Source organism: Pseudomonadota bacterium (assembly GCA_039196715.1).
Classification (GTDB): domain Bacteria; phylum Pseudomonadota; class Gammaproteobacteria; order CALCKW01; family CALCKW01; genus CALCKW01.
This window is the reverse complement of sequence record JBCCUP010000021.1, coordinates 1-26,421: the sequence shown is the minus strand read 5'-3', so window position 1 is coordinate 26,421 and position 26,421 is coordinate 1. Positions and strand designations below refer to the sequence as shown.

24 protein-coding genes are annotated in these 26,421 nt (G+C 65.9%); 10 read left to right on the top strand and 14 right to left on the bottom strand.

What is annotated here, in order from left to right:
• Nucleotides 1–13: 13 nt before the first annotated feature.
• Nucleotides 14–1,894, top strand: a complete 1,881-nt coding sequence (locus AAGA11_09555; protein ID MEM9603097.1) for a DUF4091 domain-containing protein — start codon at nucleotides 14–16, stop codon at nucleotides 1,892–1,894.
• An 8-nt stretch (nucleotides 1,895–1,902) separates the two neighbouring features.
• Here AAGA11_09555 and AAGA11_09550 read toward each other — a convergent pair whose 3' ends face one another.
• Genes AAGA11_09550 through AAGA11_09525 form a run of 6 tightly spaced genes read right to left on the bottom strand, consistent with a single transcriptional unit; the run spans nucleotide 1,903 to nucleotide 6,978 of the window.
• Nucleotides 1,903–2,496: a DUF3833 family protein gene (locus tag AAGA11_09550; GenBank protein MEM9603096.1), complete on the bottom strand. Its 594-nt coding sequence runs from the start codon at nucleotides 2,494–2,496 to the stop codon at nucleotides 1,903–1,905.
• An 8-nt stretch (nucleotides 2,497–2,504) separates the two neighbouring features.
• Nucleotides 2,505–3,020: a DUF2878 family protein gene (locus AAGA11_09545; protein MEM9603095.1), complete on the bottom strand. Its 516-nt coding sequence runs from the start codon at nucleotides 3,018–3,020 to the stop codon at nucleotides 2,505–2,507.
• Nucleotides 3,007–4,257: a cyclopropane-fatty-acyl-phospholipid synthase family protein gene (locus AAGA11_09540; GenBank protein ID MEM9603094.1), complete on the bottom strand. Its 1,251-nt coding sequence runs from the start codon at nucleotides 4,255–4,257 to the stop codon at nucleotides 3,007–3,009. The genes AAGA11_09545 and AAGA11_09540 overlap by 14 nt, the downstream gene beginning before the upstream one ends.
• A 14-nt stretch (nucleotides 4,258–4,271) precedes the next feature.
• Complete coding sequence (locus AAGA11_09535) at nucleotides 4,272–4,979, bottom strand: DUF1365 domain-containing protein (GenBank protein MEM9603093.1); 708 nt, start codon at nucleotides 4,977–4,979, stop codon at nucleotides 4,272–4,274.
• On the bottom strand, nucleotides 4,976–6,259 hold the full coding sequence (locus tag AAGA11_09530) for an FAD-dependent oxidoreductase (protein ID MEM9603092.1): 1,284 nt from the start codon (nucleotides 6,257–6,259) through the stop codon (nucleotides 4,976–4,978). Before AAGA11_09530 ends, AAGA11_09535 begins: the two co-directional genes overlap by 4 nt.
• Nucleotides 6,259–6,978, bottom strand: coding sequence for an SDR family NAD(P)-dependent oxidoreductase (locus AAGA11_09525; GenBank protein MEM9603091.1), 720 nt, complete (start codon nucleotides 6,976–6,978; stop codon nucleotides 6,259–6,261). Before AAGA11_09525 ends, AAGA11_09530 begins: the two co-directional genes overlap by 1 nt.
• A 49-nt stretch (nucleotides 6,979–7,027) precedes the next feature.
• Here AAGA11_09525 and AAGA11_09520 point away from each other — a divergent pair, with 49 nt between their 5' ends.
• Complete coding sequence (locus AAGA11_09520; protein MEM9603090.1) at nucleotides 7,028–7,411, top strand: hypothetical protein; 384 nt, start codon at nucleotides 7,028–7,030, stop codon at nucleotides 7,409–7,411.
• Between the two features lie 78 nt (nucleotides 7,412–7,489).
• Nucleotides 7,490–8,800: a HAMP domain-containing sensor histidine kinase gene (locus tag AAGA11_09515; GenBank protein ID MEM9603089.1), complete on the top strand. Its 1,311-nt coding sequence runs from the start codon at nucleotides 7,490–7,492 to the stop codon at nucleotides 8,798–8,800.
• Here the strand turns inward: AAGA11_09515 and AAGA11_09510 are convergent.
• Together AAGA11_09510 and AAGA11_09505 are read right to left on the bottom strand one after the other, a co-directional pair.
• Nucleotides 8,766–9,455, bottom strand: coding sequence for a response regulator transcription factor (locus tag AAGA11_09510; GenBank protein MEM9603088.1), 690 nt, complete (start codon nucleotides 9,453–9,455; stop codon nucleotides 8,766–8,768). The two genes, AAGA11_09515 and AAGA11_09510, sit on opposite strands and share 35 nt — an antisense overlap.
• A gap of 124 nt (nucleotides 9,456–9,579) precedes the next feature.
• A complete protein-coding gene (locus AAGA11_09505) occupies nucleotides 9,580–10,542 on the bottom strand; it encodes an exopolyphosphatase (protein ID MEM9603087.1) in 963 nt (320 codons plus the stop codon).
• 313 nt (nucleotides 10,543–10,855) lie between these two features.
• On the opposite strand from AAGA11_09505, the gene AAGA11_09500 reads away from it, so the two are divergent.
• From AAGA11_09500 to AAGA11_09490, 3 genes are all read left to right on the top strand, one after another.
• Nucleotides 10,856–11,710, top strand: coding sequence for a DUF533 domain-containing protein (locus tag AAGA11_09500; protein MEM9603086.1), 855 nt, complete (start codon nucleotides 10,856–10,858; stop codon nucleotides 11,708–11,710).
• A gap of 107 nt (nucleotides 11,711–11,817) precedes the next feature.
• On the top strand, nucleotides 11,818–12,603 hold the full coding sequence (locus tag AAGA11_09495; GenBank protein MEM9603085.1) for a TSUP family transporter: 786 nt from the start codon (nucleotides 11,818–11,820) through the stop codon (nucleotides 12,601–12,603).
• Between the two features lie 52 nt (nucleotides 12,604–12,655).
• Nucleotides 12,656–15,403, top strand: a complete 2,748-nt coding sequence (locus AAGA11_09490) for a helicase-related protein (protein MEM9603084.1) — start codon at nucleotides 12,656–12,658, stop codon at nucleotides 15,401–15,403.
• A 72-nt stretch (nucleotides 15,404–15,475) separates the two neighbouring features.
• Here the strand turns inward: AAGA11_09490 and AAGA11_09485 are convergent, their stop codons facing one another.
• From AAGA11_09485 to AAGA11_09460, 6 genes are all read right to left on the bottom strand, one after another.
• Nucleotides 15,476–15,979 carry a DinB family protein gene (locus tag AAGA11_09485; protein MEM9603083.1) on the bottom strand — a complete coding sequence of 168 codons (504 nt, stop codon included), beginning with the start codon at nucleotides 15,977–15,979 and terminating at the stop codon, nucleotides 15,476–15,478.
• Between the two features lie 120 nt (nucleotides 15,980–16,099).
• Entirely contained in the window at nucleotides 16,100–17,227 is a 1,128-nt protein-coding gene (locus AAGA11_09480) for a serine/threonine protein kinase (GenBank protein ID MEM9603082.1), read from the bottom strand.
• A gap of 115 nt (nucleotides 17,228–17,342) precedes the next feature.
• On the bottom strand, nucleotides 17,343–19,136 hold the full coding sequence (locus AAGA11_09475) for a DEAD/DEAH box helicase (GenBank protein ID MEM9603081.1): 1,794 nt from the start codon (nucleotides 19,134–19,136) through the stop codon (nucleotides 17,343–17,345).
• Between the two features lie 285 nt (nucleotides 19,137–19,421).
• Nucleotides 19,422–20,390, bottom strand: coding sequence for a 3-hydroxyisobutyrate dehydrogenase (gene mmsB, locus AAGA11_09470; GenBank protein ID MEM9603080.1), 969 nt, complete (start codon nucleotides 20,388–20,390; stop codon nucleotides 19,422–19,424).
• Nucleotides 20,332–21,432, bottom strand: a complete 1,101-nt coding sequence (locus AAGA11_09465) for an enoyl-CoA hydratase/isomerase family protein (protein ID MEM9603079.1) — start codon at nucleotides 21,430–21,432, stop codon at nucleotides 20,332–20,334. The genes mmsB and AAGA11_09465 overlap by 59 nt, the downstream gene beginning before the upstream one ends.
• Nucleotides 21,433–21,487: 55 nt before the next feature.
• Nucleotides 21,488–22,642 carry an acyl-CoA dehydrogenase family protein gene (locus tag AAGA11_09460; protein ID MEM9603078.1) on the bottom strand — a complete coding sequence of 385 codons (1,155 nt, stop codon included), beginning with the start codon at nucleotides 22,640–22,642 and terminating at the stop codon, nucleotides 21,488–21,490.
• A 177-nt stretch (nucleotides 22,643–22,819) separates the two neighbouring features.
• Here AAGA11_09460 and AAGA11_09455 point away from each other — a divergent pair, with 177 nt between their 5' ends.
• From AAGA11_09455 to AAGA11_09440, 4 genes are all read left to right on the top strand, one after another.
• A complete protein-coding gene (locus tag AAGA11_09455) occupies nucleotides 22,820–23,422 on the top strand; it encodes a glutathione S-transferase family protein (GenBank protein MEM9603077.1) in 603 nt (200 codons plus the stop codon).
• 139 nt (nucleotides 23,423–23,561) lie between these two features.
• On the top strand, nucleotides 23,562–23,888 hold the full coding sequence (gene hspQ / locus AAGA11_09450; GenBank protein ID MEM9603076.1) for a heat shock protein HspQ: 327 nt from the start codon (nucleotides 23,562–23,564) through the stop codon (nucleotides 23,886–23,888).
• A 66-nt stretch (nucleotides 23,889–23,954) separates the two neighbouring features.
• Nucleotides 23,955–25,112, top strand: a complete 1,158-nt coding sequence (gene argE, locus AAGA11_09445; protein MEM9603075.1) for an acetylornithine deacetylase — start codon at nucleotides 23,955–23,957, stop codon at nucleotides 25,110–25,112.
• Between the two features lie 313 nt (nucleotides 25,113–25,425).
• Nucleotides 25,426–26,421: hypothetical protein (locus AAGA11_09440; GenBank protein ID MEM9603074.1), on the top strand; the 996-nt coding region annotated here is incomplete at its 3' end.

The window sequence follows — 26,421 nt, the reverse complement described above, 5'->3', positions numbered from 1 at the left end:
CACGGGCGCCCGCATGCCTTCCCGAAATCAGTTCGCCGTGGTCACGGTGTTGCTCGTTGCCGCGCTGCAGCTGCACGCCTGGCTGCGGCCCGACAGCCCAGCGTGCATCGATGCCGGTGACACACTTCAGGTGTGCGCGCTGAGCGACATGCAGAAGGTGGCCCGACACGCGCGACCGCGCGCCGAGCACGCCGACTACCGGTTGACCGACAACCAGACCATCCGCCTCCACTCCGCCCGCAACGAAACCGTCGCGTTTCAATTGCTCCTGCGGTCGCAGCGGAAATCGCCGCCGCCGGTGTCGGTTCGCTGGGACCGGTTCAGCCGTGAAGGCGAGACGACCGAGCACCAGCCGCAGGTCGAGCTGTTCCAGGCGCACTACCACCACGTCGCCAACGGCGGGTACCGCTGGGGACCGAAATCAGCCGTGCTGCCCTGGCCTGCCGACTACCCCGACGCGCTGGTGCCAGCGACCAGCGGCTGCCTCGGCGACCGTCAACCGCTGTTTGACACCATCACACCCGCGCCGGCGCGGCGGCACAACGCGCTGGTGTGGATCGACATCCGCACGGCCACCGACGCACCCGCAGGGCGCTACCGGACGCAGGTCCACCTCGAGCAGAACGGCGAGGTGATCGCCTCGGTGCCCGTGGACATTCAGGTCTGGCACGCGACCTTGCCTGCGACCCCGACGATTGATGCGGTCGGTGAGCTCTACCGCACCTACCGGCTCGAGGGTGCGGGCGAGGACCCGTCGAGCGCGGACTGGCAGCGCATGAGTCAGTGCTACCAGCAGCTTGCGCACCGGCACCGGGCGGTGTTCCTCGAACGCTCGCCCAACAAACCGGAGAGCGACGCCGACTGGGCACACTACACGGACACCTGGGGTCCGGCGCTGGACGGCAGCCTGTTCACCGAGGCTTACGGCTACACCGGCACCGGCTACGGCACACCGGTCTCGGTCTGGCGCACGCCGTGGCCCCAACCCTACGACGTCAAACTGGACGGCCCGCTGAGCGACGCGGAGGTGACCCGCTACACCGCGATGGCGGCCGAGTGGGAGCAACAGGCGACGGCACGGGGCTGGACCGCGCCGTGGGTGTTCGCGTACGTCTTCGACGAAGTGGACGGCCCCAACGACGAAGACACCGGTATCGCGCGTGACGACCTCTACATCGCCATGACCCATGCCCAGATGCACCGCGTGCAATCGGCGATCGACCGCGGCACGGCGTCCCTCGACATCGATCTGATGTGGACCAGCCACAGCAACCCCGCCACCTGGCAGGGCCGCGACAATCTGGATCTGCAGGGTACGATCCGACACTGGGCACCGAACGCGCACGCCTACGACCCCGCGTTTCTGCAAGCCCGCGAGGCGCTCGGCGAGACCACCTGGTTCTACCACAGTGGCCACCCGGCCGTGGGTGCGCACAGCATCAACGCCTCGGGTATCGACATGCGCACCTGGGGCGTCATCGGGGCGCGCTACGGCGTGTCCGGTCAACTGATGTGGGCAGTCAACCTCGGCAGCGACGCGCGGCCCTTCGCCGAGCCGATGTACAAACCCGACGAGGACCGCTTCGGCAACGGCGTGCTCGTCTACCCCGGGAATCAGCTGGACAAGATCGGCTACCCGGTTGTGCCCGGACCGATTCCGAGCGTACGCCTGAAGCTGTGGCGCCGCGGGTTGCAGGACGCCGACCTCATTCAGCTCGCCCGGGCACGCGCGCCAGCCGAGACCGATGCACTGGTCAACGCCCTCGTGCCCTCGGCTCTGGCCGACGCCGTCGCCGAGGGCGGTGGTCCACAGTGGCCGACAGACCCCGCGCGCTGGACCGATTTCAAACGTGCGCTGCTGGCGCTGGCGAGCCCGTCAGCACCGTCCGAGTGACCGACGCGTCAGTCGCTGACTGCCGCGGTCGTGTTGGGTAGCTGCACCTCAGGCGGTATCGCAGCGCCCTTGTAAAACACACTCGACACGGAGCCAACGTTGAAACCGAACTTCTTGAGTTGCGTGTTGTTGTACATCACGTCTTCAGACACGGCGTGGAAGCGGTCGACCACGCTCAGCACCAGGTCCATACCCCGGTACTGGACCGTGAGCGCGTAGCGCAGGACACCGTCCGGCCCGCTCACCTCACCGGTCGCAACACCCTCGACGTCGCCGGCGCGGCCGCGGTACTCGCCGTTGGCCAGCCGCTCGATCTGCCAGACACGCTCCAACACCTCACCGTCGTCAAAGTGCAGGATTTCATCGAGCGTGAGCTCACCGGTGCGTTCATCCCAGGTGCCGACAATCTCGGCCCAGAACCGACGGATGACCTCACCGCCCCGGTTGCGCACAAATCCCCGGGCGTGGATCGGCCCCTGGAAGAAGTGCTCAAAGCGAAACGGATCGATTTCCGGCTCGTTGGTGTGGGCAGCACGTGCCGGCGCGGAGAGCACCGACAGGCACATAAACGCAATCGCGACGTAGGCAGACAGTGTTTTCACGGTGATTTTCACAGAGCGAGCGCCCTGTGACCTCGTGTTCGTGTTAAGAGTTTCAATTGCAGCCACATCAATGCGCCCCAGGACACGGCAATCACGGCCCAGGCGACGGCGCCGCTGCCGACGCCGCCCCCCACCGAGCCCGCGCCGAGGCCCACCGCCGCGGCGTAGGCCAAGGTGCCGGAGACCATTCCGACAGGCACCTGCACCGGCTCACTGAGCTTCGCCATCCAGTGCATGCCCCGTTGCAACACCAGCGCAAACTGCACCCAGAGCAACGCGAGCCACACCGGCATCACCGAGTTGCCCATTTCGAGCACGCCGGCAAGCACCAGTGCCGCATCGCGACCGATGCCGAGCAGCGCCACGGCCACCACCGTGGCCAGCACCGCGCGTGACGGCCGCACCACAGCGAGCGAGGCCGCGATCACCACGAGCTGCGGTAGCAGCCACGGGTCGCCCCCGACCACCGCCACGCCCCAACCGAGCTTGAACAGGATCAGGTTGAGCCAATCACGTCGCTCCATCGCCCGCGCCCCCATCGGCTGATTTGTTCGCCACCAAATGCACGGTGGATATGGCCTGCTCGGCAAAACCGCCTTCGCAGTAACTGAAGTAATAGCGCCACAACCGGTACATGCGCTCATCAAAGCCGAAGCTCGACACCGTGTTGCGGGCCGCGATCAGCTTGTCGTGCCAGACCCGCAGGGTCTTTGCATAATGCAAGCCGATGTCATCGACACTCGAGACCCGCAGCGCGGTGTCACGGTTCATGATGCGCTCCATGGCGCCGAGTGAGGGCAGGAAGCCGCCCGGAAACACGTAGCGCTGAATGAAGTCGGTGCTGCGCCGGTAGTCGTCGTAGTAGGCGTCCGGGATCGTGATGGCCTGGAGCACGAGGCGCCCGCCCGGCCGCAGCAGGTCATTGCAGGTCTTGAAGAAGGTCGGCAGGTGCTCTTCGCCCACGGCCTCGATCATCTCTACCGAGACGATCTTGTCGTAGCGCCCGGTCAGGGCCCGGTAGTCACTGTCGAGCAGGTGCACACGCCCCTCGAGTCCCGCCCGCGCAATGCGGGCTTTGGCAAACTGGAACTGCGCCTGCGATATCGTGGTCGTGGTCACCACGACGTCGTGGTGCTTGGCAGCGTACTCGGCCAGGCCGCCCCAGCCAGTGCCGATCTCGAGCACGTGGTCGCCCGGCTGAAGATCGAGCAGCTCGCACAGGCGGGCAAGTTTGTTCTGCTGGGCCTGCGCGAGCGAGTCCGAGTCGGTCTGGAACAGCGCGCTCGAGTACATCATCGACTCGTCCAGAATCGTCTCGAAAAAGGCATTGCTGATGTCGTAGTGCGCGCTGATGTTCCGCTTCGACCCGGCAACCGAGTTTCGACGCGCCCAGTGCCACAACCGGTGAAGCACCCGCCCGGTGCGTGCCAGTCCCCCGTTCATGGTGCGCATGGTGTTGCGGTTGAGCACGAAAAGGCGCACCACGGCGGTGAGGTCGGGCGTGTCCCAATCCCCCTCGAAAAAGGCCTCGCCCGCCCCGGTGACGCCAGACCGCAGCACGCGCGTGTACGCCGCTTCCCGATTGACCTCGATGGTGGCGCTCGGCCCGTCTAGCGTTCCGCCAAAAACGTGCCGCTGCGGGCCGTCGATCAGGGTGAGTCGACCCACGCGTATTTCACCGAGCAGCTTCAACACGAGCCGTCGGGCCAGATTTAACCGGGGTTGCATTTCAACTGCAGCTGTTGCTCGCATCTCTGTCATCGCGTTCTCTCCAATCAGCGCGGGTGCGGTACGTATTTCACACCCTTTCGGTACAAGTGCATGGCTTGCCAGTAGATCGCAGCCATCACCTGCAAACACACCGCGGGTGATCGAATCAAGGCCAGCGCACAACGCCAACCGGTTAGGGGTTTTCTGTCCAGCACGAGCGTGGCATCGAAGAGCTTGTCGTCGGCGTGGTTCTCGATGTGCACGCAGAGCCGCTCGCGCAGCTCGGTGAATCGCCAGCGGTAGAGCTGGTCCATGTCCATGAAAGGGGACACGTGAAAGGCTTTGGGCGTCGGCGCCAGCTCGCGGTAGTTGACCAGGTAGCGGTGCCGCTCACGCCAGGGTGTGTTGCTGACTTCAACCAGAATGCTCGACAGCGCGCCCTCCGCGTCGTGGCAGTAAAAGAAATTCACCGGACTGAAGTAGTACCCGAGGCTGCGCGGCAGACCAAGAAACACCACCCTGCCCCCGTCTCGCTCACCACCCAGGGTTTCGACGGCATCCCACACCCGATCGCGCGTCAACTCGCCGTCGAGGTAGTCCGACTGCCGAATCGACATCAGGCCGAAGCGGTCCACGGCAAGCAGCGGCCAACGGTCGAGGGTGGGCAGGTCGTCGAGATCAATCGCCAGCGCGAGTGCACGGTAGCGAAACCGGTGCAACACCGGTGCGAAGCGTCGGTGCCGCACCCAGCCGGTGTAGAGCGCGCTGTTCATACGGAGCATCCAAGTTGTTCGCAGACGTCGAGCGCACTGCGCACGCCGTCCTCGTGGAAGCCGTTGTACCAGTACGCGCCGCAGTAGTGGATGCGGTCGACGCCACAGATGTCGCCCCGTTGGGTCTGGGCGGCGATCATGTCGACGCCGAACTGCGGGTGCGCGTAGCGGTACTCGCCGAGGATGCTCTCCTCGCGGATGGCGTGGTTCGGGTTGAGCGTGACGCAGAACTGCGGCGCATCGGCCGGCAGGCACTGCAGGATGTTCATGCTGTAGGTCACCGAGGGCGGCGTTGCCTCGTCGGCGCCCAAGCGGTAGTTCCAACTCGCGCGTGCGAGTTGTGTCGCCGGCAAGGCGGTTTCGTCACGGTGCAGGATCACCCGGTTTTCCCGGTAGGGAATCGCTTCGAGCACCCGTTGCTCAGCCTCGGTGGGAGCGTCGAGCAGGCCGAGCGCCTGGTCGCTGTGGCAGGCCAGCACGACGCGGTCGTAGTCCGCGCGCTGACCCGAGTCGGTCACGAGTTGCACGCCGTCGTCGCTGCGCGCCACGCGTGCGATACCCGACCCGACACGGATGTCGCCGCTGATCGACTCCGTGAAGTGCGGGATGTAGGACGACGACCCGCCGACCAGCGTGAACCACTGGGGCCGGTTGACGAGGTCCAGCAGCCCGTGGTTCTCGAAGAACTGCAGAAAGAACGGCAGCGGGTACTCGCGCACGTCGGCGAGCGAAGACGACCAGATGGCCGCCCCCATCGGCAGCAGGTATTTGCGGGCGAGGTCATCGCTGAAACGGCCCTCGCGCAGCAGATCACCGACGGTGAGGTCGGTGCTGATCGGCGCCGTTTCGGCGAGACGCGCCTTGGCAACCTTGTTGAACCGCGCAATCTCGAGCAGGAAACGGTAAAACGCCGGCTTGAGCAGATTGCGGCGGTCGCAGAACAGCGAGTTGGGGGTGTGGCCGTTGAACACCCAGCCGTCGACCGGGTCGGTCACGCTGAAGCTCATCTCGGTCGGCTGGTAGGCGAGACCGAGGTCGTCGATGATCTTCCTGAACCGCGGGTAGTTGCGGTCGTTGAACACGATGAATCCGGTGTCGATGGCGAAATCGCCCTCCGGCACCGACACCGGAATGGTGGCCGTGTGGCCACCGAGCCGTGGCTCGCTCTCGTAGAGATCGACGTGGTGCCGGGTCGAAAGGCGCATTGCGCTGACGAGACCGGAGACACCCGACCCCACCACGGCGATGCGCTGGCCATCGCGCTGTGTTGCACTGTGCATCAGGCCATCTTCCTCGCCAGCGCTACGCGCCAGCCGGTCGGCAGCCGACCGAGTACACGCAACATCATGCAGAACAGCCAGGGCGCACAGACGTGCGCCCTGCCTCGGTCGAGCCCATCGCGGATCGACGCCGCGGCCTGCTCGGCCGAGATGATCATCGGCATCTTGAAGGTGTTCTTGTCGGTCAGCGGCGTCTCCACGAATCCCGGGCTCACGAGGCTGACGTGGATGCCATCGGCGGCCAGGTCGGCGTCGAGCGAACCCGCCATGTACGCGAGCGCCGCCTTGCTGCCGCCGTAGGCTGACGCCCGACTGAACGGCAGGTAGGTCGCCATCGAGCCCACGATCGCGATTCGGCTACCACGTTGCAAGCCCGGCAACACCCCCTGAAGGCAGTTGGCCGTGCCGAGAACGTTGACGCGCATGACCCGCTCGACCAGCGCAGCGTCGAACTGGCGCGCATCGTCGATGTATTCGCAGGTGCCCGCGTTCAAGACAACGAGGTCCCAGGGCGTGTCCACACCGCCGAGTGCCGCCACGCAGGCTTCGCGGTCGGCCACATCGAACTCGAGCACGGCGCAGCCCGTCTCCTCCGCGAGTGCATCCAATCGGCTGCGGTCGCGGCCGCAGGCGGTCACCTGCCACCCGTTCACGGTGTATTCGCGCACCAGGGCCGCGCCGATGCCGGAGCTCGCACCGGTGACAAGAACCTGCTTCATCCGCCCTCCTGCTTTTGAGCCAACGCACGGCACCGCCGACCACAGGCACGTGCTCGTACAACATGGCACCGAGGTCGAGGTAGTCGCGGTGGTAGTGGATGCGATCGCCAAAGCGCACGTGGGTGGCACCGTCGAGGCTCAGGGGCGTGCCGCCCGCGAGCCGGGGGTGTGCGTAGTGCATGGTCCATTGCAGCCAGGCGCTGTTGTCCGGCAAGCACTGCACGGCGGAGAAGCTGAAACGGCACTCGGTGATGTTCTGTGCGGTCCGCGCCAGGTAGGCTTGCAAATCGCTCAGGCCTTCGATGCGGTGCACGGGGTCCTGGAACACCACATCGTCGCTGTACACTTCGGGCACGTCGGCCAGCATCTCTCGACCGAAGTGCGCGTACATCGCCTTCAGGCGCTGCACTGCGGGCGGTTCGCCGACAGGTGATTCGTTATGATTTTGCGACTCCACGGTGCGCGGTCTCCGCGTATTCCTCTTTGACTGATTTGCATTGTGAGTGAGCCCATGTCAACGCAACGTGAAGACCTCGCGACACCACTGGACGGTCAGGGACTGCTCGGCACCCTGTTCCGCGTGCACATCCTGCAAATGCTGTTCATCAGCGTCATCACGGCACTCGGTGTGTACGTGGCGGCCATCGTTGTCGAGAAGGTCATGGTGCGCACGGCACTCGAAAAGGAGGCTGCACACTTCTGGGATGCGCGCTCGCACGACGCCTCACACCCGGCGCCGAACACGGCAAACCTGCTCGGCCACCTGTCCCCCGTCGCGGAGGCCACCGAGTTCGCTGAGGCCCCACTCGGATTCCAGCGCTGGCAACGCGCGGACCTCGACACGCTGATCCACGTGTCCACGGAAGCCGGGCAACGGCTGGTGCTGGTGTTCGACGAGCAGAGCGTGCGGCGCTTGTCGTTCTACTTCGGCGTGGTGCCACTCAGCCTGGCGCTGGTGGTGATCTACGCCTCGGCCTGGCTTGCCTACCGGTACTCGGCCCGCTTCCTGTCACCGGTCACCTCACTCGCCTCGACCATGCGCCACTTCAATCTCTACACCCAGAAGCTCGACGACCTGCGGCTCGACGCCTACACCCAAACCAACCAGACGCACGAGGTGCGCACACTCGCGGGCGCGCTCAAGGCCTTCACATCGCGGTTGCAACAGCAGATCGTGCGCGAACGCGAATTCACCCGCGACATCAGTCACGAGATCCGCACGCCGTTGGCCGTCGTATTGGGTTCGCTCGACCTGCTCGATGCCAACCCGGACCACGACAAGCGCACACGCGCAATCAGCCGCATCCGCTCAACCTGCCAGGACATGCTCTCGACCATGGAGACGCTGCTGCTGCTGGCGCGCGAGGACGCAGAGCCTGGCACGGGCAACACCGTAAGTCAGGACTGGCTCAATCGCCTGGTCGAGCAGGTGTCGAGCACACACAACCCCGAAGGCCACGTGGAGATCTCGGTGGACGTGCAACAGCCGATCGCCGTCGAAGCGCCTCGACAGGCCCTGGCGATTGTCATCGGCAACCTGCTGCGCAACGCCTGCAACTACACGCCCGAGGGCCGCGTGCGCATCTCGATGATGCACGACCGCGTGGTGATCACCGACACCGGTCCGGGCATGAGCTTCGACACCTTGTCGCGCATACAAGCGCCCTTTGCCCGTGAATCAGATGCCGCCGCAGGGCACGGGCTGGGCCTCGACATCGTCAAACGGGTTTGCGAACGCTTTGGCTGGTCGCTTCACTGGCAGAGCCACCCCGGACAGGGCACGGAAATCAGCGTGGTGCTGTCGGCGGTGGAACCAACCTGACCCCCACGCCCTTGACCGTTTCGATCATCGGCACATCGAAAGGTTGATCGACCGCACGCCGCAGGTTGTAGAGGTGACTGCGCAGCGCGTCGGTGTCCGGCAGGTCGTCACCCCAGAGCGCGTTGAGCATGGCCGCACGAGACACCACAGCCGGTGATTCCCGCAGCAGCAGGTGCAGGAGTTTGAACCCCACCGGCGACAGCTTGATGCGTTGACCGGCGCGGGTGACCCGGTAGGACGCGGTGTCGAGCTCGAGATCGCCGACGCCGAGCGTGGGTTGCGACCAGACGCCGCGGTGCCGGTTGGTGACCGCGCGCAAGCGCGCCACCAGTTCCCGCTGCTCGAAGGGTTTGACCAGATAGTCGTCCGCACCGGCCTCGAATCCGTTGAGCTTGTCGTCGAGTTCATCACGCGCGGTCAACATGAGAATCGGCACGTCCCGCACGCCGCTGCTGCGGATCGCGCGGCACACGTCGAGGCCCGAGAGGCCGGGCAAGCCGACATCGAGCACGATCGCATCGTAGCGGTTCTCCTGCGCGAGCGTCAGGCCTGCGTTTCCAGTCGCCGCGTAGTCGCACTCGATGTCCTCGTTCTCGAGGTAGTCGATCAGCGTCTCAGCAAGCAGTCGGTGGTCTTCGACAAGCAGAACCAGCATGGGGACTCAACCGCACCCGTGGGCGTGTGCAGTGGACTCTAGCACGGGGGATCGACAAAACGCCGTGACAAAAAAAACGCGCCCGGTGGGCGCGTTTTTCCGATGTGATGCCGCGCTGCCCGGGTCAGGCCGCCGCCTGGCCCGCGTCGCGTGTCGGCCCGTCGGCGTTGATCTGGTCGATGAGTTCCGACAACACGGCCTCGGCCTGGTCGTTCGCCACCTGACAGGTGCCCGCCGCCTCGTGCCCCCCGCCGCCGTAGCGCAACATCATTTCACCCACGTTCGTGGCCGAGCTGCGATCGATGATCGACTTGCCGGTCGCGAACACGGTGTTCTGCTGCTTCAGGCCCCAGAGCACGTGAATTGAAATGTTGGTCTCGGGGTAGAGCGCGTAAATCATGAAGCGGTTGCCCGGCCAGATGGTTTCTTCGTCGCGCAGGTCGAGCACCACGAGGTTGCTGTGCACGCGCGCGCAACGCGCGATCTGCGCGGTGAATTTCTCGCTGCACTCGTGGTAGAGGTTCGAGCGCTCCAACACATCCGGCAGCGCCATGATCTGTTCGATCGACATGGTGCTGCAGTGATCGATCAGCTCCATCATCAGCGCGTAGTTGGAAATCCGGAACTCGTGGAAGCGGCCCAACCCCGTGCGCGCGTCCATCAGGAAGTTCAACAGGTTCCAGCCCTCGGGTGCGAGAATCTCCTCGCGGCTGAACTGCGCCGAATCGCCCTTGTCGACCGCCGCCATCATTTCGTCCCACTCAACCGGGAACGCCTCATGACCGCCGTAGTGACGCCAGACCACCCGTGCAGCGGACGGCGCTTCGGGCTCGATCACATGGTTGCTCTGCGGCGCGTCAGCACGCAGCAACTCCGAGGAGTGGTGATCGAAACACAAGTGTGCGCCAGGCACATACGGCAGGTTGGTGGTGATGTCACGCGCTGAGATGTTGATCTTGCCGTCTTGCATGTCCTTCGGGTGAACGAAGGTCACGTCGTCTATCAGGTCGAGGTGCTTCAGCAGCACGGCACAGATCAATCCATCAAAATCACTGCGGGTCACCAAGCGAAATTTGGTGTCGGCCATCAACATCGTCTCCGGAATCGGCGTCATCACCCTTTTCATCGGCGGTCCACGGGCAGTCTTGACCCCGAAACCCGGAAATCCGATTTTCAATCGTATACAGACATTATTGCGGTACTGAACCCCGTGGACCGGGTGCGCCACACCTCACCCTTCCGGCTTGTCACGCACGCCGTGGCAGCGTAGAAAGCCGCGGGCCGGTGGCCCCGGGCCGCCAACGTGTGCGCGGCGCACGCCCGGTGTGCGGTTGAGCTCCGAGCCGGGAAGTCCCACCATGGCGGTACACGGCCAGGTCGGCCAGCGCTGAGGGACGCACATGAACATGATCGGAACACTGGGCAAGGTCGCGATGGGCGTGATGGTGGCCCGCGGTATCGGCAAAATGCTCAACCGCCGCAGTGCGACACCGTCGGGCGGCTCGAGCGGCGGCCTCGGCAGTGTGCTGGGCGGCGCGGCCGGTGGCAATGCCGGCAGCCCCGGTCTCACGGATGTGCTCGGCAGCGTGCTCGGCGGTGGCGGATCCAGCGGCGGCGGCCTGCTCGGCGGGGTCCTGGGTGCGGTGCTCGGCGGCGGCCAGGGCCGGGCAGCCGCCGGTGGCTCGGCCGGCGGTGACGGCCTTGGCGACCTGCTCGGCGGTGCCCGAGGCGGCGGACTGGGCGGTGCGCTCGGCAACGCGCTCGGTGCCGATGGCCAGCGTGGCGGCGGGCTCGGGGGCCTGTTGGATGCCCTCGGGGGCGGCGCCTCAGGATCGACTGACAGTCTCGGCGACCTGCTGAACAGCGCGCTCAACGGCCAACAGCTCAGCGCCGCCCCGACCGAGGAAGAGAAGGCCGAGATCCTGTTGCGCGCGATGCTCATGGCCTGCAAGGCCGACGGCGAGATTGACGAGCGCGAGCGACAGCGGATCGGCGAGCACCTCGGCGACATCAGCCCCGACGAAGCCGCGTTCGTGCGCGAGGTCATGCAGGCCCCCGTGGACGTCGAGGGCCTCGCGCGCGAGACCCCGAAGGACATGGCCCAGCAGGTGTACATGATGAGCGTGCTCGCAATCGACCTGGACGCCCAATCCGAAGCTCAGTACCTGCACTCGCTGGCCCAGGCCCTCGACGTGTCACAGGCGACCTGCAACGCGATCCACGAAAAACTCGGCGTGCCGACACTGTACCGCTGAACCCGGGGGTCGCCGTGGCGTCGCCGGTCCGACAGTCGGTGTTCACTCGTCACGGCGACAAAGCACTGGGGTAAACTGGCGGGTTTCGTAGGCTGACGAGCGCTCGCGTGGCAGAACTCGCCCCTTACCAATTCGTCCTCGTCGCTCTGATCTTCGTCTGGAGCGGGTTCGTGCGCTCCGGCCTCGGTTTCGGTGGCGCGGCGTTGGCACTGCCGTTTCTGCTGCTGGTGCACCCCGAACCGGTGCTGTTTCTGCCCCTGTTGGCCGTGCACCTGCTGATCTTTTCACTCTGGATCACCCACGGGCGCCACCGTGTGGCCGCCTGGCGCGGCACCGGTCAGGCCACCACGCACAGCCAGATCGATTGGCGGTTTCTCGGCTACGCACTCGCCATCATGGCCGTCCCCAAGTTCATCGGTATCGTCGGCCTGCTCACCTTGCCCGGCGAAACGGTGAGCCTCGTGATCTGCGCCATCATCGCGGTCTACGCGGTCGGGTACATCACCAACAAACCCTTTGCCAGCCGTCACTGGTCCACCGATGTGGTGTTTCTGGCCATCGGTGGCTACGCGAGCGGTATATCCTTGATCGGCGCGCCGCTGATTGCCGCGGTGTTCGCAAGCCACGTGGCCCGTGAGGCGCTGCGTGACACGCTGTTCGTGACCTGGTTCGTCGTCACCGGCCTGAAAGTGATCGCGTTGATGCTCGCTGGCGTGGACATGCAGTGGGTCCACCACCTCTGGTTGCTGCCGTGTGTGACCGCGGGCCATATCCTCGGCATGCGGATCCACGATTGGCTGCAGACCGGCGACGCCACCCAATTCAACCGTGTGCTGGGTACGGCTCTCCTGAGCGTCAGCGCGCTCGGTATCGCCCACATTGCATGGCCCTGACCCCACCGCCGCCGAGCACCCCGTTGCTTGATCGCCCCACAGTGAGACCCGCGTGAGCACCGTATTTCAACCTGGACAACGCTTTCTGAGCGAGGCCGAACCCGAGTTGGGGCTCGGCCTGGTGACCGCCGTCGAGGCACGGCAAGTGGAGCTGGCTTTCCCGCTGCTCGAGGAGACCCGACGCTACGTCGTCGACAATGCCCCGCTGTTGCGGCTGCAGCTGAACCCGGGCGACACCGCCAACACGGTGCACGGTTGGTCCCTGCAGATTGCGTCTGTGTCAGCCAATGACCGGTTGCTCGTCTACCACGGCACTCGCTTCGACACCGGCGAAACCGTGGAGCTGCCCGAGCCGCTGCTGACCGCCAACTACAGCCTGAATCAGCCACGCGAGCGCCTGCTGGCGGGCCAGACCGGCCGCAACCGCGATTTCGAGCTGCGTCTCGACGCCGTGCGACGGCTTGACACCGCGCACCGCTCCTCTCACCTCGGCCTCCACGGCCCTCGGGTCGAGCTGCTGCCCCACCAACTCTACGTCGCCGATCAGGTCAGCCGCCGGCACCAACCGCGTGTGTTGCTGGCCGACGAAGTCGGGCTCGGCAAGACCATCGAAGCCGGGCTGATCATCCACCGCCAGCTGCTGACCAACCGCGCCCGGCGGGTACTGATCCTGGTGCCAGACGCCCTGCAACACCAGTGGCTGATCGAACTGCGGCGCCGGTTCAACCTGCTGTTCACGCTGGTCACACCGGAATCGGAAGACGCGTTCGAGACCGGGCAACTGCTGCTGTGCCCGCTGTCCATTCTGCTCTCCGAGGCCACGCTGGCCGAGCAGGCGTGCGCAGCGTCGTGGGACACACTGGTGGTTGATGAGGCCCACCACGTGGCCTGGTCGCGCGAGCAACCGAGTCCGGCCTACGCGTTGGTGGAACGCCTGGCAAACTCGGCACCGGGCGTTTTGCTGTTGACCGCGACGCCCGAGCAGCTCGGGCCCGAGGGGCATTTTGCGCGCCTCAGGCTGCTGGACCCGGAGCGCTTTCACGACCTCGACGCGCACCTGGCGAGCGACGCAGCCTATCGCCACGTCGCCGACGCCGCCACGCCCCTGCTCGAGCCGGAGACACCGATCACACCGGCGCAGCTCGCCACGCTCACGGCCTACCTCGAGGGTGACACGCAGCGGGAGCTGCTGCAGACGGACATGGACGCCGACACGCGACGGCGTGTGCTCGACACACTGATTGACAGGCACGGCACCGGTCGCGTGTTGTTCCGGAACACACGCCAATCGGTCGGTGGCATGCCGAAGCGAAGCTTGCGCACACACGCCTTGCCGCCGCTGGCAGCGGGTGAGGCGCGCACCGAGGTACTGTCGCACTGGCTGCTGACCACGCTGCGTGCCAACCCGGACACGCGCTACCTCCTGATCTGCGAACACGACGACACCGCACTCGACATTGCAACCGCGTTGCGCTTGCGCGCCGGCATCGTCGCCGCCGTGTTCCACAGCGGCATGAGCGTGCTCGAATGCGATCGCGCCGCCGCCCACTTTGCCGACGACGAGAGCGGTTGCCCGATTCTGATCTCGTCGGCGGTCGGCAGCGAAGGCCGCAACTTCCAGTTCGTCAACGAAGTGATTCTGTTCGACCTGCCGCTCGCGCCCGATGTGCTGGAGCAGCGCATTGGCCGTGTCGACCGCATCGGGCAGAAGCGCGACGTCGTCATTCACGTGCCCTGCTGCGCGCAGAGCGCAGACGAGGTGCTGCTGCGCTGGTACGACGAGGGCCTCGGTGCCTTCGCGCGCAGTTGCAACTACGGCAGCGCCGTGCTCGGCAAACTCGGCGATGCCCGCGAGTCGGCGATGACAGCGCCCGAGGACACGGCGCAGTGCGACCGGCTCATTGCCACCACTCAGTCGGTCACCGAGCAGGTGCGCGCGCAGCTTGACGCCGGTCGTGACCGCTTGCTCGAACTCGCGTCCACCGACCCGGTTGCCTCGCACGAACTTGCCACCGAGCTGCAGCAACTCGACGAGCAACCCGGCCCCTGGCCGTTCATCGAACGCGCAGCAGACTGTTTCGGGCTCGAGCTCGAGGAGCTCTCGGCCGACAGCTACAGCATCCACATCGGCTCGGCCTCGGAGCACAACGACTTTCCCGGCCTGCCCGAAGACGGGTGCAGCGGGACGGACAACCGTGAGCTCGCCCTGCACCGAGAGGACCTGGAATTCATCACCTGGGAACACCCGCTGGTGCGCGGCCTGCTGCACCTCGTGGTCGACGGCGACACCGGCAAGACCGCGGCAGTCGCGCTCAAGGCGCAGCCCTTCAAACCCGGCGAGGTCCTGCTGGAGACGGTGTACAGCCTGCAGAGCACAGCACCTGGCAAACAGTGGCAACGGTATCTGCCCGTCACCTATCTGCGCCTCCTGCACACGCGCAGCGGGCTCGAGGTCGCGACCAAGGTGCCAAGCACCTGGCTGGCCATCAATGTGAAGAACATCGACCGCGGCACCGCCCGCCAGTTGATCGACGCCCAGCGTGACACCCTGGCTCGCCGGATGGGCGAGATCGAGCAGACCGCGATAGACAAGGCGGCCCCGATCGCCGAAGAGGCCCTCGAAGCCGCCCGCGCACACTTCCGGTCCGAGCAGGACCGGCTGGTGGCCTTGCGGACACTCGGCGCCCCGGTGCGCGACGCCGAGATCGCAGCACTGCAGGCCGAGCAACAGCAGATCGTCACTTGTCTCGCCAAACTCACCCCGCAACTCGAATCGGTGCGCGTCATCTTCACGCACTGAACCCACGCGCCTCGTCAGGCGCCTGCAGGCGCCACGGGGTTCGCTGCCGGATGGGCCGCTCGGCGGGCCGCGCTAGCTCGCCTGCCGATACCGGACCGTGGAGCTCGCGACACCAAAATGCGCTGGCAGCGCGACGTGCGGGGCGATGTCAGCCACACCGATCCGAATCAGCGCCATGTGGTGAATCGCGTGCTCGATGTTGTACGCCAGTTCCCGGAAAAGACAACTGCGGATCTCGGACGCGTCGCCTGACTCCAGGCTATAGTCAACCCGAAGCGTCAGGAGTGCATCGTGCTCGGTGCTCGCGAGAAAGCCCTTGATGTCGTCGATGGCATGCAAGGCGGCCACCGGGTCTGATTCGAGTGCGGGGTCGCGACGACGCTGATCGTAGTCGACGGTGCCGACGCCCACGCCGTCGATCACACAGCCGAAGAACTCGATCGTGTGTCGGATATGCTGGCCCACCGAGGCACCGCTCAGGGTCGGCACCGGCCGTGAAAAGTCCGGCTCACGCAGTTGCGCGACAACATCGGACAGCTGGTCGAGAAGGGCTTCGGCAGATCGCTGGATACGCATGGCACAACACGCTTGCACGGGAAGAGTCGACAAAGTGACTCGACCCGGTGCGGTTGGTTCCAGTGTGTTGGCCGGTGCTGCGGGTACTACGTAGGCACGCGGGGCGGGGCGTCGCAGCGGTCACCCGCGCAGCAGTGTGCCACCGACCTGCTTGGGAAAGTAATCCTCGCAACTGCCTTCGCGGTACACATCGCCGGTAGCACAATGCAAGCCGCCACCAAAAGGGTAGGCGTCGCGGAACGGCACCGGAATGACATTCATCCCGAGCTTGTCCATCTGCTCCATCTGCAACACCTCGGAGGCCTCGACCACAACCGTCTTGTGGTCGAGTATCAGGCAGTTCATCGACAACCAGATGCTCGAGTAACACAGCGGCGGCGGTTGGTTGTGCGACGGCGCAGCGGCGTCGACGATCTCCCAATCGTTGGCCTCGAAGAAGGCGCGTTGGGCATCCGGCAGACGGCGGTTGGGGTTGTTGATGATCAACCCCGGGCGCAAGGGTACGAAGGTCGCGTCGATGTGGATCGGGTACGGGTCGCCCGGAAAGTTGACGGCGTGAACACGGTGGTTCGGAAAGTGGCGCTGCAACCACTCCATGCCGCGCCGGTTGGTGGTCAGGCCGTGCTGGCAGAAGAGGTCCTTGCCCAGGCGCATCACGTCAGCGGCGTCGAACAACGGCTCGTGTTCGGTGGTGACGAAGTCCAGCGCAGCGGTGCGACGCAGGCGCTCCTCGATCGTGATCTCGTCGAAATAGCCCTGTTGGTAGGAGGCGTCGCTCAGCCGCGGCCGCGGGGCCTGCTCCCAGCGGAAATTCGGGTCTTCATCGAAGTACTTCTGCATGAGGTCGTGGTACGCGAGGTACTCGAAGTACCGGCACCGGAACGACATGGGCGCGGAGAGGATCTCGCTGCCCACTGTGAGCAGGACGTCGCGCGGCGGCATGCAGCCGAACTGACTTGCGGTCTGGAAGTCTGGCGTCGACACCGCCTGGTTCCACTGAATCGGCGTCGGCCGGTCGACGGTGATGCCCCGGTCTTCGAGCACGTTGGCGAGGTTGTCGAGCTGTGCGTTGGCTTTTTCAACGGTCTCGAGCGGACGCGGCCCCCACATGCCGCGCATGTCGCTGTCTTCAGGGATCTTGGCTTCGGTGGCCGGCTCGTTAGGCGGAATGCAGGTGTGGTCGGCCCGGCCAACTATCACGTGCTTGAGTGGATCAAATTCGTTCCACGAGTTGACAACGGTGGCCATGCATCTGCCCTATCAGTGCGTTGAAGTGACGCGCACTATACCGAAGTCACCCGCCCGAATCAGCGTGGAACCGACGCAGAATGGCGCCGGATTCACCTGGGTTGGACAGCCCCTCTCAGGTGGACTGCTGGCGCCTGCGACGGCGGCGTTGCTGCTGTCCGGCGCCACCCTGGCCCTGGCGGTTCTGTGCCGCTGCACCGCCCTGGTTGTTACCCCGGCCCTGCTTGCGGTTTCGGTTGCCGCTGTTGCCGTTGCCGTTGCGGGCTCGGTTGCCGTTGGCGTTGTTGCCATTGCCGTTGCCACGGCGCTGCCGGTTGCCGTTCTGCTGGCGGTACTCCGCCATGCCCGGGTCGGCCGGCTGCATCCAGAGCGTGCCCTCGTGCACTTCCGGTCCGTCGATGCGGTTGCCGTTGACCTCGGGCAGGTCGTCCTCGCCTATCTGGTAGACATGGCCGCCGCCGCGCTGCGCCCGGTTGGCGTTGCGCGACGGGCGCTGTGGCACAACCCGGTTGCCGGAGTGCTCGAGCGTCGGAGGCAGGTTGGCGTTGTCCAGCGGTTGGCGATCTTCGTCGTGCTCGCGCTGTTTGGCCTGGCGTTCCTTGCGGTTGCGCTTGCGCGCCGGTTTTCGCTCGCCCGACTGCGCCTCGTCGACCATCTCGTTCTTGTCACCCTTGTCGCCCCGGCCCTTGTTGCCACGCTGCCGACCGGGCTTGCCGTCGGTGGCCTGCCGCTGGCCATCGCGGTTGCGACCCGGTGCCGCATCGAGTACCCACTCGTCGGTGAATTCGAAGCCCTCGACATCCCCGCGTTCGATTTTCAACCCGGTGAAGGCCTCGATGTCGGCGAGCAGCTTGCCCTCCTCGCCGCATACCAGTGACAACGCCTTGCCACTCGCACCGGCACGGCCCGTGCGGCCGATCCGATGCACGTAGTCCTCTGGCACGTTCGGCAGATCGTAGTTGACCACATGCGGCAACTGGTCGATGTCGAGCCCGCGCGCGGCGATGTCGGTGGCGACCAACACGCGTATATCACCGGCCTTGAACTCCGCGAGCGCCCGCGTGCGTGCGCTTTGGCTCTTGTTGCCGTGAATGGCGAGCGCGGTGATCTCGGCCTTCTCGAGGTGACGCACCAGGCGGTTTGCGCCGTGCTTGGTGCGCGAGAACACCAGCACCTGGGGCCAGTTGTGTTCGTTGATCAGGTGAACCAGCACCCGCCACTTCTGCGACTTGTTGACGGTCAGTACCGTCTGCTCGACAGCTTCGACGGTCGAATTGGGCGGGTTGACGGAAATTTCGACGGGGTCGTGTACGAGGTCGCGCGCCAGCGCGCGGATGTCGTCGGAGAACGTTGCCGAGAACATCAGGTTTTGCCGACGCTCCGGCAACAGCGCGAGGATCCGCTTGATGTCATGGATGAAGCCCATGTCGAGCATCCGATCGGCCTCGTCCAGTACCAACACCTGCAGCGCGTCGAAGCCGACGACACCTTGCTGATGCAAATCCAGTAACCGACCCGGGGTGGCGACCAGGATGTCCACCGACGCGGACAGCGTTTCGATCTGCCCCTTGATGTTGACACCACCGAAGACCACCGCGTGCGTGACCGGCACGTGTCTGCCGTACGCCCTGGCGTTGTCGCCGATCTGCGCGGCCAGCTCCCGCGTGGGTGCAAGCACCAGCGCCACGGGTTGGCCTAGCGCCGCGCGCTCGGCGTCCGCCAGGCGGTGCAGCATGGGCAGGACGAACCCGGCGGTCTTGCCGGTGCCGGTTTGCGCCGCGGCCATGACGTCACGGCCGTCACAGATGGCAGGAATGGCCTGTTGCTGAACCGGCGTCGGGGTGTCGTAACCCTGCTCGGCCACAGCTTTCAACAGTTCGGCCGAAAGGCCGAGCGAATCGAAGCTCATGCACTGTCTCGTTGCGATGTAGGGGTGCGCGAATGTGGGCCCGGGCGAGGGTCGCCTCACAGGTCCCACGGCGGCCTCAGCCGCGTGTCGGTCGGGGGCAAGTCACCCGCGCCGGTTCTCTCAAGCGACCAACCCGCGCTGCCGATCGCTTGGCCTGCACCACCGGAAACCCGGGCAGGCTCAGTCATTCCCTTGATTGTAATAGCAGAATGCCGTTATCGCCAGTCCACACCGTGCGATGCGGCTTTCCGGCCTGCCTGCCCTGTCGCTCGCCGCGCCGCCGACTCAGTCGGCGTCGGCGTAGAGCGACAACACGCTGCTGAAATCGAGTGGGCCGTTGCCCTTGGCCTTGTGCATCGCGTACAACGCACGCGCCTGCGACCCCATCGGCACCGGCGCGTTGAGCTGCTGGCTGAGGTCCATGGCGAGGCCGAGGTCCTTGACCATGAGATCGGTCATGAAACCGCCCTGGTAACCCTTGCTTGCCGGGGCCGTCGGCATGACACCGGGCACCGGGTTGTAGACATTCAATGCCCAGTTGCCACCGGAACTCTGGCGCATGATGTCGGAGAGCACAGCCGGGTCCAAACCCGCCTTGATGCCCATGTTCAGCGCTTCACAGGTGCCGGTCATCAACACCGAGAGCAGCATGTTGTTGCAGGCCTTGGCAATTTGCCCGGCACCGGCCGCCCCGGCGTGGAAGAGGTTCTTGCCCATGACTTCGAGAATCGGCAACGCCTTCTGGAAATGCGCTTCGTGTCCCCCGCACAGAAAGCTCAGCGTGCCGGCCGCTGCACCGGCTGTGCCGCCCGACACCGGCGCATCGAGGAACGCCAGTCCGCGCGCGTCGGCGAGGGCCGCGATGTGTTGGGCGGTCGCCGCATCGATCGTGGAGCAGTCGATCGCCACCGCGTCCGCCGAAAGCACGTCGAGCAAGGGCGTCTCACCGTCAACATACAGGCCACGCACATGCTGGCCGGCTGGCAACATCGACACCAGAAAATCGGCGTCTGTCGCCGCTTCTGCGGCGGTGCCCACCGCAACGGCACCTGCCGCCACCGCGTTCTCCACTGCGGTCGGCACCAGGTCGAATACACGCACGGTGTGGCCTGCCTTGACCAGGTTGACCGCCATCGGCAAACCCATGTTGCCCAGGCCAATGAATCCGATGTGCGCCATGGCTGTGTGCTCCTGATCAGATGAGTGACGCCAGTGGGTTCGCGTCCCACGGGCTGTCGAAAAAGCGGTCGACAACCGCCGGGTCGACGGTGTCGAGCGACTTGAAAGTCCAGTCGGGTGCGCCGGTCTTCTCGATCAGCAAGGCCGTGACGCCTTCCTGGAATTCGCGGAACTGCGCACACTGCACCGACAGGCCGACTTCGCTGAGAAACACCTCGCGCAGCGAGGCGTGGCGTGTGCGCTCGAGTTGCTTGGCCATGACCTTGATCGCCAGCGGGCTGCCGTGCCCGGCGGTCTTCTGCGCACGCTGCAACCACGGGTCGTCGGTCTCCAGGGCCATGATGTTGGCCACGAAGCCCTCGACCGAGTCTGCGTCGGTCAGTGTCTGAATCAGGTCGTAGTGCGCGCGAATCTGCGACACGGGGTCGTAGACCGACTGGCTCGCGTGCTCGAGTGTGCGCAGCACGTGATTGACCGTCGCGTGCGCGTCGGCGTTGTCCCAGTTCGCCGCAGACAGCGACGCGAGCATCTCGTCATAGCGATCGCTCGAGACAAAACGGTTGCCCAGCCCGAGAAACAGCACATCGGCCGCGTTGAGGCGCACGCCGGTAACCGCAACAAACAGCCCGGTGCGACCAGGCAAGCGGTTCAGGAACCAGCTGCCGCCCACGTCCGGGTACAACGCGATGGTGACCTCGGGCATCGCAAGCACTGCGGTCTCGGTCACGACCCGGTGACTGCAGGCCGTCAACAGCCCTTTGCCCCCGCCCATCACGATGCCACTGCCCCAGCAGATGATGGGCTTGGGGTAGGTGTGCATGTCGTAGTCGAGTTTATACTCGCGCGTGAAGAACGCCTCGGGCAGGCCGGGGTTGCCGCCGCGCACCGCCTTCACCAGGCTCACGACGTCGCCGCCAGCGCAAAAGGCCTTCTCACCGGCACCGCGCAGCACCACCGCAACCACGCTCGGGTCGTCACGCCAGGCATCGAGTTGCGGCTGGATGGTGTCGATCATGTCCAGGGTCAAGGCGTTGTGCCGCGCCGGGTCGTTCAACACCAACTCCTTGATGGTGGAGCCGTCTGGGGTGGCGTGGGTGTGGGTCAAAACGCTGGACATGGGGCAGAGCCTGCAAAAGTGGGTCGGGTGGTCGCGCGCGTGCTGGTGCCGGCGGTCAAGTCAGCGGAACCTCGCTGTCCAGCAGCCGACGCGCCACCAGGACGCGCATGATTTCGTTGCTGCCTTCGAGGATGCGGTGCACTCGTGTATCCCGCAGATAACGCTCGAACGGGTACTCGCGGATGTAGCCGATGCCACCGTGGAGCTGCAGCGCTTCGTCGCAGACCCGGTGGCCGACATCGGTGGCAAAGCGCTTGGCCATGGCTGCGTAGGTGGTTTTGTCGGGGTCGTCGCGATCGAGTTTGCTGGCGGCAAGTCGCACCAGCTGCCGTGCCGCGACGAGCTCGGTCGCCATGTCCGCAAGGCGAAATTGCAAGCCCTGGAAATCGGCGATCGGGCGACCGAACTGCTTGCGTTGCAGGAGGTAGTCGCGGCTCTGCTCCAGCGCCATTTGTGCCGTGCCGAGGCTGCAGGCGGCGATGTTGATGCGCCCGCCATCGAGGCCGGCCATGGCGATGCGGAAGCCGTCGCCCTCCTCCCCGAGGCGTCGGTCGGCCGGCACACGCACCGCGTCGAAGTTCACCTGCCGCGTCGGCTGACTGTGCCAGCCGAGTTTGTCCTCGTTGCGCCCGAAACTGATGCCGTCGCTGTCGGCGTCCACCGCGAAGGCCGAGATGCCGCGCGCACCGGCCTCGCCAGTGCGCGCCATGACCACCAGCACGTCGGTGCCGCCAGCGCCGGAGATGAAGATCTTGTTGCCGCTCAACGTGTAGTGGTCGCCGTCGCGCACGGCCGAGGTGCGCAGGGACGCCGCGTCGGAACCTGCACCGGGTTCGGTCAGGCAGTAGGACGCGAGTTTTTGCCCCTGGCAGAGCGGGTCGCCGAGCGCGTCCACGGTGTCTTGCGACCCGAACGTGCCCACCATCCAGGTCGCCATGTTGTGGATCGAGATGTAGGCGGTTGTCGAGGTGCAGCCACGGGAGAGCGCTTCGAACACCAGCGCGCTGTCGAGTCGCGGCAGCCCGAGGCCGCCTGCGGCCGCCGGTGCATACAGCCCACACAGGCCGAGCTCGCCGGCGCGGCGCAGGGTGTCGACCGGGAACACGTGTTCCGCATCCCACCGGGCCGCGTGCGGCGCCAGCTCGTTCTCGGAGAATTGCGTCGCGAGATCAACAAAGGCCTGCTGATCTGCGTTGAGTTCAAAATCCACGCCCCACCCTCGCGCGGGCCCGCCAGGGCTCGCAACCGCCAGTCAAAGGCGCCAGTGTGCCACGCCATGGCCCCGTTGACGACGCGCGACACGGCCTGCGGTCCGCTGACGCGTGCTACGGTGGCACCGTGTGACCCGCAACCGCACCACCGACTCAGACCAGGACGCGTTCCCGCCATGCACATTCACGGTGATCGCCGATCCGGCAACTGCTACAAGATCCAACTCGCCGCCGACCTCCTGTCGTCGCCCTACACCTGGCACGACGTGGACATCCTGAGTGGCGAGACCCGCTCGCTCGACTTCCTCGCGCTGAACCCGGCGGGCGAGGTTCCGCTGGTGGTGCTCGACAACGGCAACACCCTCTCGGAATCAAATGCCGTCCTGAAATACCTCGCCGCCGGCACGGCGTACGAGCCCGACACCGCTTTTGCCCGCGCCAAGGTGTGGCAGTGGCAGTTCTGGGAACAATACAACCATGAGCCCCGCATCGCCGTGGCCCGGTTCATCAAGCTCTATCAGGGTCTGCCCCCCGAGCGGCAGGCCGAGTTCGACGCCCTGCAGAAACCGGGGCACCGCGCCCTGGCACTGATGGATCGACAGCTGTCCGAGGCGCCGTGGCTGACCGGTGACCAGATGACGATGGCCGACATCTCGCTGTACGCCTACACCCACGTGGCGGGCGACGGCGGCTTCGACCTCAGCGACTACACCGGCATCACCGACTGGCTTGCACGCATCGAATCCACGCCGGGCTACACGCCGATGCAGGCGGGCTGACATCCTGGTGCAGGGGGCGGCCACAACCAACCCACCTGGCGCCCGGCAGCGGACCCGGTGCGCCAAATCGCGCACTGCCGGCGATTGAAAACGGGGGTGGCGGGCACTAACCTTAGTGGGGTGAGACTGGGGATCAGAGATGGTCAAGACCGCCAAATTCAATATCGGACAAGTCGTCAAGCACCGCTACTTTCCGTTCCGTGGCGTGATCTTCGACGTCGACCCGCAGTTTGACAACACCGACGAGTGGTACGAGTCCATTCCAGCCGAAATCCGGCCGCGTAAAGACCAGCCCTTCTACCACCTCTTCGCCGAGAACGAACAGAGCGAGTACATCGCCTACGTCTCGGAGCAGAACCTCCTGCCCGACCACTCCGGCGAACCCTGTCGTCACGCGGGCGTGCAGAACCTGTTCGAGCGCGACGAGATGGGCGTCTACCACTCCCGCGGCAAGGCCACGCACTGAGGCCAGCCGCCGCAGGGACCGGTGTGATACCGTCGAGGCACGTTTACACGACCTGCGTCGCCCGCCATGCCCGACCGCTATACCCCCCGTCAGATGCTCGAGAAGCTCGTGGCCTTCCCCACCGTGTCGAGCGAGAGCAATCTGCCGCTGATTGACTTCGTCGAAGACTACCTCAACGGCCACGGCGTGCCGTGCCACCGCGTGCCCGACGAAACCGGCCTGAAATCGAGCCTGTTTGCCAACATTGGCCCCGACGAGGCCGGTGGCGTGGTCTTGTCGGGCCACACCGACGTGGTGCCGGTCGAGGGACAACCCTGGACGACCGACCCGTTCACCGTTGTCGAGCGCGACGGCAAGCTCTTCGGTCGCGGCACGTGCGACATGAAAGGCTTCAATGCGATCGGCCTTGCGCTCGTGCCCGACATGCTGGCGGCCGGCCTCAAGAAACCCATCCAGATTGCCTTGTCCTACGACGAGGAAGTCGGCTGCGTCGGCGCACCGCCGATGATCGCCGCCATGCGCGCCGCCCTGCCGCCGGCCAGGGCCGTGGTGGTCGGAGAGCCCTCACTGATGCGCATGGTAAACGGCCACAAGGGCAGCATCGGCCTCGAGACCCACGTGCGTGGCCACGAAGTCCACAGCTCGCTGGTGCACACCGGCGTCTCCGCCGTCATGGTCGCGGCCAAGCTGATCGACTGGCACAGCGAGCGCATGGCGGAGAACCGCGCCGCCGCCGACCCGTCGTCGCCGTACACCCCGCCCTGGACCACCCTCCACGTCGGCATCGTCAACGGGGGCACGGCCGGCAACATCACGGCACGCGACTGCCACTTCACCACCGATATCCGCATGGTGCCCGGCGAATCCGCTGACGACTGGTACGCGCGCTACCGTGCCTACGCCGACACGCTCGAGGCCGGCATGCAGGCGATTCACCCCGACACCGGCATCGACATCCGCCGCCGTCACGGTGTCCCCGCCTGCCGCACCGAAGTGGACAGCGAAGCCGAAATGCTCGTGCGCCGCCTGACCGGCGACAACAGCGAGGCGGTCGTCTCCTACGGCACCGAAGCCGGCCAGTTCCAGGACGAGGGCTACGCCACGGTGATCTGTGGACCGGGTTCCATCGAACAGGCCCACCAGGCGGACGAATTCATCGAAGTGGCGCAGCTCGATGCCGGAACACACTTCGTCAAAAGGCTGATTGCCGAGCTCTCTGCCTAGCGTACAGACCGCAGTGCCGTGGACAATTGCCCTGGGCACCGGGCGGTCACGGTTGGCACCCCGCGCTCTGCCGGCCGGCGAGCCCGACCAGGTGCGCGCACCGGATGGCCGAGGACACACCCGGAATCCGCCCCGAACCGGCTTTCGCTCAAACCCATTCCGCGTCACATGTACCGCACAGCGTCTGCAGCAAGCAGGGGAACCCTGCGCACCTCCCGGTACACTCGGCAGCCGTGTTGCGCGACCGACCGGTCCGCGGTCGGCCAAGCTGGTACGCTCGTTAGCCCCTCCACGTGTTATCGGAGACTCGGCCATGCGCGCTGTCCCCCTTCTGCGGACCCTGACCTGCCTGGTGTTGCTGGCGGGCGCCGGGCTACCGGTTCACTGGCCGCTCGTGCCAAACGCGCACGCCGCCACGTTGTCGTCAAGCCTGCAGTTCAAGGTCGGCAAGATTGCCGAGAACATCGACAAAACGCACCAACGGTTGCGCGACGAGGGCAGCCAGGCCGTCGCCGACCCGATGAAGGCGAAGCAACTGCGCGAGCGCATCGAGAGCTACGGCCGGGCGCTCGACAAGATGCCGTCCAACGACGACCCCGTGCTGCTCGACGCCAAGGCGCGCCACGGTGCGCTCGTCGCGGCATTCAACGCGCTGGCGACCGGGGGCGCACCGACCGAAACGCCCGACACCGACGCCAACAGCACACCGGCAAGCACGGCGGCCAGCGCGACACCCTCGACCTCCACGGCTGCCGCACCTGCGGCGGAGGCGCGACCGGAGCTCGTCTCCGGACAACGGGTCCGCGTGACCAAGCTCACCCGCGACATCCAGGCGGTCCAGGCCGACCTCATCACGTCCGGGCCCTCGCCGCTGCAGCGCGCGTCCGAAGTCGAACGCTACCGCGCGGCACTCGAGAAGTACGCGACCGGTCTCAACCGCTACGCCGACTACGCCCACGACCCCGACGTCGTCAGCGCCGCCCGCGCCTACCAGGCACTGCGCCAGGCGCTGTCGGCCGAATACCAGCGGGCCCGAGCACAACTCGACACGCTCGGCGATGTCCAGGCCATCCTCGCCAACATCGAGGCGTCGCTGCGGGCGAGCACCGTGCCACAGATGCTCTGGCGACCGGTCACGGACGCCGAGGCCACTGCCCTTGTCGTTGCGCGGGACGACACAACCCGACGCGCGACCGACGCCATCGCCGAACTGCGGCGCATCGCGCCACTCGCCTACCTCGATAAAAACAACCCCGGCACGGTGCAACAGGGCGCACTCTACGATCAGAGCGACCTCAACCGCCTGTTT

What these genes read in the sequence shown, in the direction of transcription:
- AAGA11_09555 (MEM9603097.1), top strand. Translation starts at nt 14, where the DNA reads ATGCCTTCCCGAAATCAGTTCGCCGTGGTCACGGTGTTGCTCGTTGCC.
- AAGA11_09545 (MEM9603095.1), bottom strand. Translation starts at nt 3,020, where the DNA reads ATGGAGCGACGTGATTGGCTCAACCTGATCCTGTTCAAGCTCGGTTGG.
- AAGA11_09540 (MEM9603094.1), bottom strand. Translation starts at nt 4,257, where the DNA reads ATGACAGAGATGCGAGCAACAGCTGCAGTTGAAATGCAACCCCGGTTA.
- AAGA11_09535 (MEM9603093.1), bottom strand. Translation starts at nt 4,979, where the DNA reads ATGAACAGCGCGCTCTACACCGGCTGGGTGCGGCACCGACGCTTCGCA.
- AAGA11_09530 (MEM9603092.1), bottom strand. Translation starts at nt 6,259, where the DNA reads ATGCACAGTGCAACACAGCGCGATGGCCAGCGCATCGCCGTGGTGGGG.
- AAGA11_09525 (MEM9603091.1), bottom strand. Translation starts at nt 6,978, where the DNA reads ATGAAGCAGGTTCTTGTCACCGGTGCGAGCTCCGGCATCGGCGCGGCC.
- AAGA11_09515 (MEM9603089.1), top strand. Translation starts at nt 7,490, where the DNA reads ATGTCAACGCAACGTGAAGACCTCGCGACACCACTGGACGGTCAGGGA.
- AAGA11_09510 (MEM9603088.1), bottom strand. Translation starts at nt 9,455, where the DNA reads ATGCTGGTTCTGCTTGTCGAAGACCACCGACTGCTTGCTGAGACGCTG.
- AAGA11_09505 (MEM9603087.1), bottom strand. Translation starts at nt 10,542, where the DNA reads ATGGCCGACACCAAATTTCGCTTGGTGACCCGCAGTGATTTTGATGGA.
- AAGA11_09500 (MEM9603086.1), top strand. Translation starts at nt 10,856, where the DNA reads ATGAACATGATCGGAACACTGGGCAAGGTCGCGATGGGCGTGATGGTG.
- AAGA11_09485 (MEM9603083.1), bottom strand. Translation starts at nt 15,979, where the DNA reads ATGCGTATCCAGCGATCTGCCGAAGCCCTTCTCGACCAGCTGTCCGAT.
- AAGA11_09480 (MEM9603082.1), bottom strand. Translation starts at nt 17,227, where the DNA reads ATGGCCACCGTTGTCAACTCGTGGAACGAATTTGATCCACTCAAGCAC.
- AAGA11_09475 (MEM9603081.1), bottom strand. Translation starts at nt 19,136, where the DNA reads ATGAGCTTCGATTCGCTCGGCCTTTCGGCCGAACTGTTGAAAGCTGTG.
- AAGA11_09465 (MEM9603079.1), bottom strand. Translation starts at nt 21,432, where the DNA reads ATGTCCAGCGTTTTGACCCACACCCACGCCACCCCAGACGGCTCCACC.
- AAGA11_09455 (MEM9603077.1), top strand. Translation starts at nt 22,820, where the DNA reads ATGCACATTCACGGTGATCGCCGATCCGGCAACTGCTACAAGATCCAA.
- hspQ (MEM9603076.1), top strand. Translation starts at nt 23,562, where the DNA reads ATGGTCAAGACCGCCAAATTCAATATCGGACAAGTCGTCAAGCACCGC.
- argE (MEM9603075.1), top strand. Translation starts at nt 23,955, where the DNA reads ATGCCCGACCGCTATACCCCCCGTCAGATGCTCGAGAAGCTCGTGGCC.